The organism is Marinomonas ostreistagni, from assembly GCF_016888445.1.
Classification (GTDB): Bacteria; Pseudomonadota; Gammaproteobacteria; order Pseudomonadales; family Marinomonadaceae; genus Marinomonas; species Marinomonas ostreistagni.
The window spans coordinates 593,960-607,224 of record NZ_JAFEKF010000001.1 but is presented as its reverse complement, the minus strand read 5'-3'; the positions used below and the strand labels follow the sequence as shown (position 1 = coordinate 607,224).

Genomic DNA, 13,265 nt, shown 5'->3' with positions numbered 1-13,265 from the left:
GACTTATATAGATCTTAATAAACGAATAGGCGGCACTTTTAGCACAGCTCGGCTCGCAAATACACCTATAATTGTCACAATCACCCAACCAGATAAGGGCCCAACAAGCCATAAAATCGGATGTAAGGTTACCGCCATCTCAAACACAAAGTGCTGTAGCCCTATCAGTGACAGTTCTGCCCCCGCAGCGCCCACTAGACCAGCAAAAAGCCCCAAGGCACCGAATTCCACCAATAGCGCCTGACGCACCACACGCTTGGTCGCGCCTAAAGTACGCAGTAACGCGCCCTCTTCTAAGCGTTCATCTAAGGTCGCGCGCACACTCGCAACCAGCACCAACGCGCCGGCGCCTAAGATAAATGCCAAGACAATTTGCAGCGCATTGGCTAGCTGAGCAATGATCGCTTGCACCTGCTTTAGTAGCTCGCCGATGTTGAGCATTGAAACCGTAGGATAGTCCGCCATAAAACGATAAAAACCAGGCGCACTACGCTCATCTAGAAACACACTGCTCACATAATTCGCTTGGTAATCACTGAGTACCGTCTTAGGCAAAATCAGGTAAAAGTTCGGCTGCATACTTTGCCAATTCACTTCTCGAATCGAAGTAATAGGCAAGGTATAGCTCAAACCACCCACATTGATTTCAAGCTCATCCCCCAAGCCGACATTGGCCTCAATGGCCGCTTCACGCTCAATCGATACACCTTCAGCCGAGAAGTCTCCCTCCACTAACGTTGAGCCTTCGCCAATCTGATCAGCCCAAGTTAAATTCAGCTCACGTTCCACAATCTCTGGCTCATTACGGCGCTCAGGAAACAATGTCTCGGCGGCTACGCCATTAATATGCGTAACGCGGCCGCGAACCATGGGATACCACTCTGAGCTAGTTATACCCTGCTCCTTGGTATATTGCGTGATCGGCGCCAACTGCAGCTCTTGCACATTAAACAAATAATGATTTGGCGTATCCTCAGGAATTTGCGCTTGCCAATCTTGGATCAAATTACCTTGCACACCGACCAACACCAAACTGAGCATGATGATCAGCGTAAATACCAATAATTGAAATAAGTTAGATACCAAGCGTCGATGCAAGGCTGCTAGGCCGACTTGCCAGCCAGTAGTGGCTTGCTTGGATAATGAACGGCTGACTTTGAATAGCCCCCAACCGACGATAAACACCAACGCCGTGACCGCTGCCAGTGCGACCATCATGATGCTCGGTAGGCGCCAACCGCCCGCGTACACGACCATCAGTACATACATCCCCACCAAACCAAAGACAAACAACGACGCCGATCCTGCCTTAAAATCGGTATTGGGCTGTAATACTCGCAGTGGCGGCACTTGCACCAAGCGCGCCAGCAACGGCGAACAGAATGCCACCACCGAAATGATCGCTGTCGTCGCACCAAGCCATAATTTCTCTAAACTCGGGCTTGGCAACCCTGCCGTCATCAATGACCCTAGAATTGACGCGATAAACTCCTGCACTAACATCCCAAGCACTGAGCCCAACACTATCCCCATGAGTGTGATCAAGGAGACTTGGAATACCATTAGAGAAACCAGTCTTTTCGGTGTTGCGCCTAAGGTTTTCATGACCGCAAACTGAGTTAAATGACGCTTCACATAGCGCGCCGATGCCAGCGCCATGGCCACGCCTGACATCACCACAGCTAAGGTGCCAGCCAGTAACAAAAACGATTCGGCACGATTGACGGTATTGCCAATGCGCTCACCGCGCTGCACGGGCGTACGAATGCGTTCACCTTCTGCAAGGCGTGGCTGTAAGATTTCATCAAACTGTTCGAGCTGATCGGCTTCACCCGCGTATAGAAACGCATAGCGCACTCGCGCACCGGGGATAATCACACCCGTTGCTTCTAGGTCTTGAGCACTCATCACCGCGCGCGGCGAAATCGAAAAAGCAGAGGTAGCGCTGCCAGGATCACGCACCAAGTAGCGTGTCACATCGAGAGTTTTCTCGCCCACTCGCACCTCACTGCCCAACTCAACATTTAGCAAGCTCGCCAGACGTGAAGACAACCATACTTCGCCAGATTGCGGCGCATCAGCGGTCGCTTGGCCCGCACCAAACTGCCTTTCGTCAGTTAAAAACTCGCCACGTAAAGGGTAGTTATCCGAGACGGCCGTTAGCTGCGCCAACTGCAAACCATCGCCACCGAATACCATGGAAGAAAACGATACGGTTTGCGCTGTTTCAAGATTGTTTTGCTGCGCCAAAGTGAGCCACTCTTGCGGTGGCGGATCATCCCGGCGAACGCTTCGATCAGCCCCTAACAAATTAGCCGATTGCTGCTCAAATGACTGTTGTAGACGATCAACAAACAAGCCAATCCCTGTCACCGTGGCGACAGATACTACCAAGGCAATCAGTAACGTCAGCACATCCCCAGTTTTAAATTCTCGTAATAGCAAGCGCCACGCAAACATTTAAGACTCCTTCAGCTCGCCATCAAAGATCTCGATTTGTCGATCACAACGCTTAGCCAACTCAGGGTCGTGAGTCACGACCACCAATGTCGTGCCCTCTTTTTCGTTTAATTCAAATAATAAATCTTCAACTAAGGCCCCGTTTTTACTGTCTAGGTTACCGGTAGGCTCGTCGGCAAATAAGATCTTAGGCGCTGAAGCAAACGCGCGGGCAATGGCCACACGTTGCTGTTCACCACCCGACAATTGTCTTGGGTAGTGAGTTAAACGCTGCGCCAATCCGACAGAAGCAAGCAACGCTCGCGCCCGCTGCTCGGCTGAGCGCTCGCCTTTAAGCTCATTAGGCAACATGACATTTTCAAGCGCCGTGAGACTTGGCAATAAATGAAAAGACTGAAAGATAAAACCCACATGCTGGCCACGTAAAATCGCGCGCCCTTCTTCATCTAACGCTTCCAGCGCTTTGTCGTACAAAACAATACTGCCATCACTGTGCTGATCTAAGCCGGCCATCAATCCCAACAAGGTTGATTTGCCAGAGCCAGAGGCGCCGACGATCGCAACCGACTCACCGTCCTTGATTTCCAGATTGATCCCTTTCAGTATGTCCAATGATCCGTTAGCGGTTGCTACGGAATGATTGAGCTGTTTGATTGTCAAAACCGACTGTTTTTCCGTGTCCTGCATAGATAGGTTGCCTATGATTTCTAAAGTGATTGTTACGTGTTTACTTGCTCTTTCGGTTGTTACTGGCGCACATGCGAGCACCTTGCTGGTCTTTGGCGACAGTTTGAGCGCGGCTTACAACCTCAGACAACAAAATGGCTGGGTTAGTTTACTTACTCAACAAATAAATGAACGTGAGCTTGATGTTGACGTCGTCAACGCCAGCGTCAGTGGCGAAACCACCCAAGGAGGTTTGAGCCGCCTGCCCGCATTACTCGAGCGCCATCAACCCGATTGGATGGTGTTAGAACTGGGCGCTAATGATGGCTTACGTGGCTATCCGCTAGAACAGGTCAAAAATAATCTAGCGCAAATGATCGACATGGCCCAAGCACAGGACACTAAGGTGCTATTGCTTGGCAATCATCTTCCGCCTAACTACGGGCGTCAGTATACTGAGCAGTTTTTCAATCTATACAAAGACTTAGCAGAAAGCAAAGACCTAGCATATGTGCCTTTTATGTTAGAAAATGTCGCTCTTGATAAATCATTAATGCTCGCAGATGGCTTGCATCCAAATGCCGACGGTCAACCAGTGGTACTTGAAAACATTGCCCCCACGCTACTGCTGATGCTCGAACAATAATAAGGAAACGTTATGAAAGCTGTTTTTCTAGATCGTGGTTCTTTCCCTGAGACTACGCACATACCACTGCCTAAGGCGGTTACTGAATCAGAGTTTTATCACAATACTGCGCCTAATGAGGTGTTAGCACGTATTCAAGACGCTGATATCGTCATGACCAACAAAGTGGTACTAGATCGCTCAGCCTTAGCCGAAGCGTCTTCGTTAAAACTCGTACAAGTGATGGCCACTGGCACCAATAATGTTGACATAGCGGCTTGTGATGAACTTGGGATTGGCGTGCAAAACGTATCTGGCTACTCTACTGTTAGCGTCCCGGAGCACACTTTTGCCCTGATCTTAGAACTACGCCGCAACTTAACACGCTATCGCGATGCGGTTCGTGCTGGACGCTGGAGCGAGTCAGAGTTTTTCTGCTTTATGGATTACCCGATTCGCGATTTATCCGGTGCCACACTGTGTATCATTGGCAGCGGCACCCTCGGACAGCGCGTGGCAGAGATCGGCCGAGCGTTTGGCATGCAGGTGATTTTCGCAGAGCGTAAGCATGCCGACAGCATTCGCGAAGGCTTTACTGAATTTAAGTCGGCTATAGCTCAAGCCGACATTATCAGTTTTCACTGCCCACTCACCGAGCAAACACGTCATATGCTAGACGCTGAAAGCTTCGTTTCTATGAAGCCTAGTGCGCTGGTAATCAATACCGGCCGAGGTGGTTTAGTTGATGAGCAAGCCTTAGCCGATGCTCTACGTACTGGCCAGATTGCTGGCGCCGGATTTGATGTGGCGACCACCGAACCTATGCCAAAAGACCATCCACTACAGTCGTTAACCGAGCTCCCTAATTTTATTTTGACGCCGCATGTGGCATGGGCCAGCGAAAGCGCCATGGATCGATTACTAGCCATTGCCTGTGACAACATGAGCAAGTTCATCGAGTCTTACCAAGCATGACGCTCGACATTCTGTATCAAGACGAAGACTTGGTAGCCGTCAATAAGCCGAGTGGCTTGTTGGTACATCGCACCGATTTGGCCAAACATGAGCAAGACGCTGTCGTACAGCGTTTGAATGAGCAACTCGGTCAATGGGTCTACCCTGTACATCGACTGGACCGCGCCACCTCTGGCGTACTGGTAATGGCGCTAAATGAGCAAAGCGCTCGAGCATTGGCAGAGCAATTTATGCAGCGCACCACTGAAAAACGCTACTTAGCCATTGTACGTGGCCATACTCCTAGTGACGGCGTCATAGATTACCCGCTGGCCAAGCTGAACGAAGAAAAAGGCCGCTCACGCTTCAAAATCGAAGGCACAGAAAAAGACGCGATTAGTCGTTATAAAACCCTTGAGCACTTCACCCTAGCGCTGCCAGTCAGCCGCTATGACAGCATGCGACTAAGCCTTGTCCAGGTTCAGCCAGAACAAGGCCGAACCCATCAAATTCGACGTCATTTTAAACATATTTTTCACCCGCTACTGGGCGATACCCGCTATGGCTGTCGTCATCACAATAAAGCCATGCGAGAATACTGGTCACCAGAGTTACGTTTAATGCTCCACGCTGAGCGATTAGCCTTTGACCATCCTCGTACCGATCAACGCATCGAGCTAACAGCACAGTTACCCATTGATATGGACAACCTGTTGCAACAACTAAGAACTGAAAACAAGCGAGACTAACCTTTATGAGCAGTAAATTAGTTTACTCAACCGACCAAGGACGCATCGAAGACAAAGAAGATACTAGCGATCAAATACTTGGCTCAGGTAATGTAAAAATTCAGCTTGAAACCAAGGGCCGTAAAGGCAAAGGCGTGACGTTAGTCAAAGAGCTGGCCATGACAGCTGATGAGCTTAAGGTAATGGCCAAGAAGCTGAAAAATCATTGCGGTGTTGGTGGCGCAGTGAAAGACGGCACTATCGAGATCCAAGGCGATCAACGCAGCAAGGTTCAAGCCTTTTTAGCGGACCAAGGAATTAAGGCTAAATTAGCAGGCGGCTAGTTACACTTTTTAACATTAGAAATCATTGGTTACTCATCAGATACGTTTCTTAGAGACTTCTTCATCTAAATCAATGATTTCTATTTTCATTTGCTAGAAGTTGCTGTTAAATTTGAGTGAACCTAAATTCACATAAGGGGTTTAAATGCACGCCGACAGTCCTCGACAAGCTTACGCTTTGCTTCACAAAGCAATTCCCCTTATGCGGGACATGGACATTCCACCTACGCCCTATAATTACGGCATTTGGTACGAATATGTGCGTCAAACCTCTCCTCAATTGAATCGTTTAGTGGATTCTACTATCGGTCGACTTGGGAGCCTGCCAAGCTTTGTCTCTAAAGAACTTTTTCATCAATTTCTGGTTGCTGAAGAGGCTCGCTACAATCCTGAGCACAAAGACCGATTAGAGCAGCTGGTACAGGCGCTTTCTAGCAATACCAACCACCTGCAAAAGAACCTAGCCGACCTTAATCAAGTAGTGCACAAGAGTCAGCGAGTATTGCGTCGCGCCGATCGCGAAGAACACTTAGAGACGGTACTTAGCTATTTGGATAAAGGCACCCAAAAAGCTCGCCAAGAAGCGGTTCAGTTTGCTAAATCCCTAGATGAAGTACAAAGTGAAATTACGCAGCTAAGAGCAGAGCTTGAAGCGATTCGCAGCAATGTGGATCTTGACCCAATGACGCAGTTACTTAACTACAAAGGCTTAGAGAGACAGCTTTACGACGCCCTACTGTCCGCTGAAGACGATCTCTCACTGCTGATTCTGGACATCGATAACCTCAAGGACCTCAATACTCAGCACGGCAAGCGTGCAGGCACCGCTTTGATCACGCATCTTGGTCATATATTAAGTAAACGCAGCACAGAAAATACCTCCATTGCACGTATTGAAGGCGGCACCTTTGCCATACTTCTGCACGAGGCCACACTGGATAACGCGATAGAATACGCGGAAGACTTACGCCTACATCTCAATAAGCAGCGCCTAAAAAGCCGTAATGGCGAAGGTATTATCGAACAAATCAAGGTTTCGATTGGCGTCGCTACTGTTATTGGTGAAGAAACGCCGACTGAGCTTATTGCACGCGCCAATGGCTATCTGGATAATGCCAAGCGACAAGGCCGCAACCGTACGGCCAGCCGCTAACCTGACAAGATGTGAATCATGGATCAAAGCCCACATATCACCGAGATTGAAGTTCGTGACTACGAATGCGACATGCAAGGCATCGTCAACAATGCCGTATATCAGAATTACCTAGAACACGCTCGTCACACATTCATAAAAGCTAAAGGATTGGATTTTGCGGACATCACCCGCGACGGCGTTCACCTTGTTGTGATGCGTGCAGAAATTGACTATAAGCGTCCACTGCATAGTGGTATGACTGTCAAGATAGAGAGCGTTTGCACTCCTATTAGTAAATTTAAAAGCCAATTTACCCAACGTATCTTTATCGCTGAAACAGACCAATTAAGTGCTCAAGGCGTGTTTGTTATTGCCTCTATAAGCGAGAGCGGTCGCCCTACCCAGCACCCTAGCATTGCTAAATTGTTTGACTAAGCTTTCTCTTGCTCATAGAACACTACTTGGTTTTTACCCTGATTTTTGGCTCGGTACATGGCTGCGTCTGCTAGACGCAGCAGCTCCTCTACCTCTTGAGCATCCTTAGGATAGAGCGCCACACCTAAACTCCCAGTTAACGATACGTCTACACCATCGACAGACGAAATATTGGCGATATTCGAAATAATGTTCGTGGCTTTTTGCAATATTCTTTGATGATCGGCGATGTCCACCATACAGACAACAAACTCGTCACCACCTAAGCGACCCGCCGCATCACTCTTACTTAGGGCGATATTAATAACAGAGCCCACTGTCTCCAATAAATGATCGCCAAAGTCGTGTCCATAGGTATCGTTATACTGTTTAAAGCCATCTAAATCGATAAACATTACCGCTAACGAATCATTGCGAATACGCGCTTGCTCTACCTGCTTCTCGAAATAAGCATGAAAACCAAAGCGACTTAATAATCCTGTTAAATGATCGTGCTCAAGCTGCTTCTTAATGTTCTCCGCTTCAATTACCTCATGAGTGACATCGCGTGAAATTTTAGAGATCGAACGCACCACGCCATCTGAATCATAAATGGGCGACGCAGAGATGGAGACATACAAAGATGAGCCATTTTTATGATGATATTTGGCGCGGTAATGATGCTTTCGCTTACCTTCAGCGACACTGCTAACAAACTCAAGCTCCTCCACTTGAGTCAGACTACTGATCAGAGACATGGGCTGCCCAATGATCTCATCAGCCTTATAGCCGTAGATATGTTGTGCTGCATCATTCCAACTCAACACCTTACCCTCTAAATCGATACTAATAATCGCATCCTCAGAAAAGTCGACCAGCGCCTTAAAACGATCTATCTCTTTACGTGCCAAAACGCGCTCTGTGATATCCATCACGAAGCCGTCGATGCAATCCTCACCATTTTCATTCTGAATGTATTTATAGTGATCGACGACCCAACGCACCTTTCCATCAGCACGACGAATACGATATTCAACAGTGTAAATACCATTGCGGTCTGGCTCGATTTCTCGCTCTATATTTTCCTGATCTTCCGCAATAATCAGACTATGGATTGTGACGCCATTCTTAGCCTCAACAAAAGAGCTTGGAACATAGCCGGTGATATGATGAACAGCATCACTGACATAAAGCATTTCATCATTGTTACGCACAGAACGGCGGTAGGCAGCCCCAGGGATATTGGCCACCAAGGTTCGAAACTTCGCTTCGTTGGCTTTAATTGATCGCTCCATTTCGATGCGCTTACGAATATCAGAGATAAACGCCACGAAATAGTTTTCATTGGCCAACTTGGCGTGACCAATACTTAGACGAATAGCAATTAACTCACCATTTTTATGCAACGCCTCAACATCGCGACCAATGCCTATAATCTTAGCTTTATGGGTCGCTAAGTAGCGCGCGATATAGCCGTCGTGATGCTCGCCATCCGCTCCAGGAACAATCTTACTGACATTAGAGCCAATCAAATCCTCGGGCAACCACCCCAACAAACGCGTTGTCGCTTGATTGATACTAGCCACCGTACCTTTTTCATTGATGGTAATAATGCCATCTACAGCGCTGTCCATAATGGTTAACAGGCGCTCTTCACTGGCCTGAACCCGTTCAGAAATGGCTTTATAGCGTTTGACTGTGGTGATCCCAAGAATCAGACCAATCACAACAATGGTGACGATCGTCACCCCAAAGGCCAGTACGTATGAAAAATGCTCTTCGGAGTCCGTCAACACAACACCGTCGGGTAACACGAAGCGCGCAGCAGCCATACCTAGATAATGCATGCCACTGATCGCTAATCCCATGCCTAACGCTGCATAGAAGTTAATGAGAATGAGCTTCTGGCTAAGCTTTTTGCCAAGGTAAAAACGCCCCCAAAGTGATAAGGTCGCAAACACCACGGCAAACACGATCGATGCTAAAAACACCCCCAAGTCATAACGCAACAGCAGCGCCATCTCCATTGCCGCCATACCAAGATAATGCATCACCCCAATACCAGCACCGACCAGTACACCACTACCGATCAACGCTATTTTATTGTCACGCCCAGACTCAATAAAATTCAACGCCACCCAAGATGCCAGCACACAGGGGATCATTGATAGAATAGTTAGGGTAACGTTGTAAGAAACGTCGATATGCAGATGAAAGGCCAGCATCCCCAAAAAATGCATACACCAAACACCACCACCTAAGGCTAACGCAGCACTAGAGGTAATAAGGTGATTGAGCCAATGAGAAAACGTCGGTGATTTGTAGGATAAAACCTGTAATCCGACAAATGAGAAAAACGTTGCCATAAAAACAGACAAGACAACAAGCCATACGTGGTAATAACCTGACAAGATTACCGAGGATGGCGGGATGACAAACCACTGCGTCACAACATCAATCATTCAGCTATCGACTCCCTGATAAGCGACCACAATATTTACTTTAGAAAAGCGTAATAATGAGGTTAGCAGAGAGTAAAGAAACTCGCTAGAAGAGCCACCAAGATGAGCACTTAACGCGTACTAAGCAGTAAAAACTCACACATCCGCCATGAAAAGCAGTAATTATAAGAGAAAATTATAGGCACAAAAAAAGACGCGTTAAGCGTCTTTTTTAGGTCATCCGTACCAGCACGGATTTTCGGTATTTCGAAACTCACTGACTTGATGAAAGTTCTTCAAAATCAATGAGTTAGATGATGGCGGTGAGCAAGAGATTCGAACTCTTGATGCCTTTCGACATACACACTTTCCAGGCGTGCTCCTTCGGCCACTCGGACAGCTCACCAAAACTGGTTGTTCGCTATGAGCGAAACGTGGCGCGTATGATAAAAGCGAAGTTATTGAATTGCAAGCCTTTATTGATCAATAAAGGTCACTCGCTCGGTCACGCCAGTATCTTCTACACGCGGTGGAATATGGCTCGCTGTCCCGGCATAAATGAGCCCGACTACATGCTGATTTGGTTCAAGCCCAAACAGGTCTTTTGCCGTATCGGTAAACACCGCAGGACCTGTACGCCACATACCGCCGTAGCCCAATGCGTCCAAGCCAAGCAACACCTGCTGGGCGGCAGCAGAGGCTGCCATCAATTGCTCAAACTGCGGCACTTTGGGGTGATCCACAAGATCGGCGTAGACCAACACAATCGCTGGCGCACGGAAGGCTTTTTTAATAAAGGTCACCGCTTTGTCATCACTTAACTCAGGCACCTCTGCCTTAGCATGCAACCAATACGCCTGACCCACTTGCTCACGCCCCTCGCCACTGTAAACTTGGAAACGCCAAGGCTTGAGCCCACCGTGGTCCGCGGCACGACTGGCCGCATCTAAAATCTCATGCCACTCAGCTTTACTCGGTGCAGGCTCTACCAACTGGTTTTTTGATACACGATCGCGCATGAAGCGCAAAAAATCTTTACTCATAAGTCCAAAAATTCCGTTACTATCAAATTTATAGGTCAAACATAACGAATGTCGTACTGTATGTAAATTAAAACGACTCTCATTTGAGCAGGTAACTGTTATGGAAAAATGGATACTTTGGGGCTTATTGGAAGCCGCGACAATTATGACCATTGCCTCGATTTGGTTGCTCTGGCGTGCCTATCGTTTACGCCACAAGGATGCACCTACTGCACAAGCTGATGCAGGTGATTCAGCCCCCTCGACAGCCGTCACTGAAAGCTCTGATGAAGACAGCCCCGGCGTCTATAAACTTTTCACTATCGAACTTGAGGCCCAAGCGAACGCCGCTGCCGATACCCTTAAAGCTCTGCGTGATTCTGATGACTTAGATACTGTTACTCAGTACAAGGTCTGGGGCACTTTAGCCAAAGCCGAACGCGCCATCATATTGAACGATGCGTCAGATCATCCTCAGGCCATTGTGAATCGATTTATGGCCAGCATCATTAACACCTTAGAGAGCATACAGAATCGCCAACTCGATCAATCCAAACTGATCGATAGCATCAAAGAACTTGACCAAGAGTTTGTTCAAGCCAGCGACATTATTATCAGCAAAGAAAGTTTAATAGAAAATCAAAAGCTGCTGCATAACGAGCTACAAGAGAGCATCGAATTTGCCACACAGAAAGTGAATCGCCTCGGTGTGAAAAGTACGGAACTGCAGCGCTTAAATGTTGAACTTAAAAAGCTACAAGAACAAATCCACCAACTTGAGTCTCATGATCATCACAGCAATGACTATATTGGCCCACAAGACAGCAATCATACCCAAGCTAAACAACACCACTCTTCCACACACTTAAAGCAACTCGAACGACTGTCACAACGCCAACAAGCTATTATTGAACACTTACAAGCAGAACTTGATAGTGATCATAGCAGCGATGATAAAGAGCATAGTAGCCGCACCGTCGCCTTGGAGCGTATGGAGCGCTTATCCATCGAGTCTCAATCCCTTATTGACCAACTACAAAATGAATTAGAAAGCACCAACCTATCCATTGAATCTTTACGCTTTGAAGTGACTCGCAAGGATCAACAAATCCAAGCTCTCAACGAAAAGATACAAGCCGCTGAAGGTGACGTGCTTACCGAATATCAGTCCCTAAACAGCGACAAACAACTCACCTTAGAAGAAATTTTGGGTAGCATTGAAAACTGGAACGAGCAGAATCCGCCACAAGAATCCCTGACCAATCAAATCGCTGAGGCGAGCAAGCTTGAACAGATGCTTAAAGAATCGGAGACCTGTGTACAGCTTCTGATTCAAGAGTTAGAAACCGCCGAGATGGAAAATAATCGCTTACGCCAACAAGTTGATCAGCAAAGCAAAAGCGTCCGTCAAAAGCCCACCAAGGCCAACAGCCCCATTGCTGAACTTGAGCAATTACGTGACTACAACCGCAACTTACTGACGTCAGTACAGACGATGAAGGAAGAGCTACTGAACCAAGTCGCTGGCAAAGCGGAAAAAGAACTGCGTAATGAATACAACAAGAAAAGCCTAGAGCTAGACCGATTACAACTGGCCTACTCAGATTTAGAAAGGAAATATTTAGGGACGCTGCGCTAGCAAAGCAGCGAGCGCCCCCTGTTATTACTGACGTGTTAGTCGATCATTGCCTAACACAATCTCAGAGGTAGCACGGTAAGGATTAATATCCAAACCACCACGGCGCACATAGCGAGCATAAACCACCAAGCTTTCAGGCTGACAGCGTGTCATAATATCGATAAAGATACGCTCAACGCACTGCTCGTGAAAATCCGTATGTTCACGGAACGATGCCACATATTTAAGCAAGCTGGCATGATCAATGGGCTTGCCTTGATAATCGATAAATACCGAACCCCAATCAGGCTGATTGGTAACCGGACAATTTGATCTAAGCAGATGACTCACCAACCTCTCCTCAACTGCCGGCCCCTCTTTGATCATCAACAAGTCTGCATTAGGCTGGTATTCATTGATTTCGACATCCAGCTCATCGATGCAGTAGTCCGGTGTCAACACCACCAAAGACTCCATCGCATCAACATCACGAATCACCACAGAGACTGGCGCACCAGCCGCCGCAGATAAATCACGCTCCAAGATGCCTTGCACTTCGTAAGCATCCTCATAGTGCATTTGATTCAAAGAGTTTAGATACAACTTAAACGACTTTGATTCAATGATGTTCGGGGATGTGCATGGCAATCTAAATTCGGCTGTCGCAACAATGGGCTTTCCCTTTTTATTAAGCCAAGACAACTCATATGCATTCCAAATATCCTCTCCATGGAAGGGTAAACGCTCAGACTCTATTCCCATGTCCTGCCATTTATCTACCCGTGCGATAGGAAATAGCAAATCAGGATCATATTTAGACACATAATCCGTTTTTTGTCCCAAGGGCAAAAAACCCAT

At 47.4% G+C, this 13,265-nt stretch carries 12 protein-coding genes and 1 tRNA gene; 7 read left to right on the top strand and 6 right to left on the bottom strand.

Annotated features, from left to right (window positions below):
* Positions 1-3: 3 nt before the first annotated feature.
* Positions 4-2,460: an ABC transporter permease gene (locus tag JQX58_RS02895; RefSeq protein WP_204145310.1), complete on the bottom strand. Its 2,457-nt coding sequence runs from the start codon at positions 2,458-2,460 to the stop codon at positions 4-6.
* Complete coding sequence (locus JQX58_RS02890; RefSeq protein WP_204145309.1) at positions 2,461-3,147, bottom strand: ABC transporter ATP-binding protein; 687 nt, start codon at positions 3,145-3,147, stop codon at positions 2,461-2,463.
* Between the two features lie 13 nt (positions 3,148-3,160).
* Here JQX58_RS02890 and JQX58_RS02885 point away from each other — a divergent pair, with 13 nt between their 5' ends.
* The 6 genes from JQX58_RS02885 (at position 3,161) to JQX58_RS02860 (ending at position 7,347) form a co-directional block, all read left to right on the top strand.
* On the top strand, positions 3,161-3,772 hold the full coding sequence (locus JQX58_RS02885; RefSeq protein ID WP_204145308.1) for an arylesterase: 612 nt from the start codon (positions 3,161-3,163) through the stop codon (positions 3,770-3,772).
* A gap of 12 nt (positions 3,773-3,784) precedes the next feature.
* Positions 3,785-4,726, top strand: coding sequence for a D-2-hydroxyacid dehydrogenase (locus tag JQX58_RS02880; protein WP_204145307.1), 942 nt, complete (start codon positions 3,785-3,787; stop codon positions 4,724-4,726).
* On the top strand, positions 4,723-5,454 hold the full coding sequence (locus JQX58_RS02875) for an RluA family pseudouridine synthase (RefSeq protein ID WP_204145306.1): 732 nt from the start codon (positions 4,723-4,725) through the stop codon (positions 5,452-5,454). Before JQX58_RS02880 ends, JQX58_RS02875 begins: the two co-directional genes overlap by 4 nt.
* A 5-nt stretch (positions 5,455-5,459) precedes the next feature.
* The gene (locus JQX58_RS02870) at positions 5,460-5,777 is read left to right on the top strand and encodes a translation initiation factor (RefSeq protein WP_204145305.1); all 318 of its coding nucleotides are present in this window, start codon (positions 5,460-5,462) and stop codon (positions 5,775-5,777) included.
* 211 nt (positions 5,778-5,988) lie between these two features.
* Entirely contained in the window at positions 5,989-6,930 is a 942-nt protein-coding gene (locus tag JQX58_RS02865) for a GGDEF domain-containing protein (RefSeq protein WP_204145304.1), read from the top strand.
* Positions 6,931-6,948: 18 nt separating this feature from the next.
* Complete coding sequence (locus JQX58_RS02860; protein WP_204145303.1) at positions 6,949-7,347, top strand: acyl-CoA thioesterase; 399 nt, start codon at positions 6,949-6,951, stop codon at positions 7,345-7,347.
* Here the strand turns inward: JQX58_RS02860 and JQX58_RS02855 are convergent.
* The 3 genes from JQX58_RS02855 to JQX58_RS02845 all read right to left on the bottom strand — a co-directional run bounded on the left by JQX58_RS02855 (position 7,344) and on the right by JQX58_RS02845 (position 10,810).
* Complete coding sequence (locus JQX58_RS02855) at positions 7,344-9,788, bottom strand: PAS domain S-box protein (protein WP_204145302.1); 2,445 nt, start codon at positions 9,786-9,788, stop codon at positions 7,344-7,346. The two genes, JQX58_RS02860 and JQX58_RS02855, sit on opposite strands and share 4 nt — an antisense overlap.
* Before the next feature lie 297 nt (positions 9,789-10,085).
* Positions 10,086-10,173, bottom strand: a tRNA-Ser gene (locus JQX58_RS02850).
* Between the two features lie 70 nt (positions 10,174-10,243).
* Positions 10,244-10,810, bottom strand: a complete 567-nt coding sequence (locus JQX58_RS02845; protein ID WP_204145301.1) for a nitroreductase family protein — start codon at positions 10,808-10,810, stop codon at positions 10,244-10,246.
* A 100-nt stretch (positions 10,811-10,910) separates the two neighbouring features.
* On the opposite strand from JQX58_RS02845, the gene JQX58_RS02840 reads away from it, so the two are divergent.
* On the top strand, positions 10,911-12,428 hold the full coding sequence (locus JQX58_RS02840; RefSeq protein ID WP_204145300.1) for a coiled-coil domain-containing protein: 1,518 nt from the start codon (positions 10,911-10,913) through the stop codon (positions 12,426-12,428).
* Between the two features lie 24 nt (positions 12,429-12,452).
* Here the strand turns inward: JQX58_RS02840 and queF are convergent, their stop codons facing one another.
* Positions 12,453-13,265, bottom strand: a complete 813-nt coding sequence (gene queF, locus JQX58_RS02835; RefSeq protein ID WP_204145299.1) for an NADPH-dependent 7-cyano-7-deazaguanine reductase QueF — start codon at positions 13,263-13,265, stop codon at positions 12,453-12,455.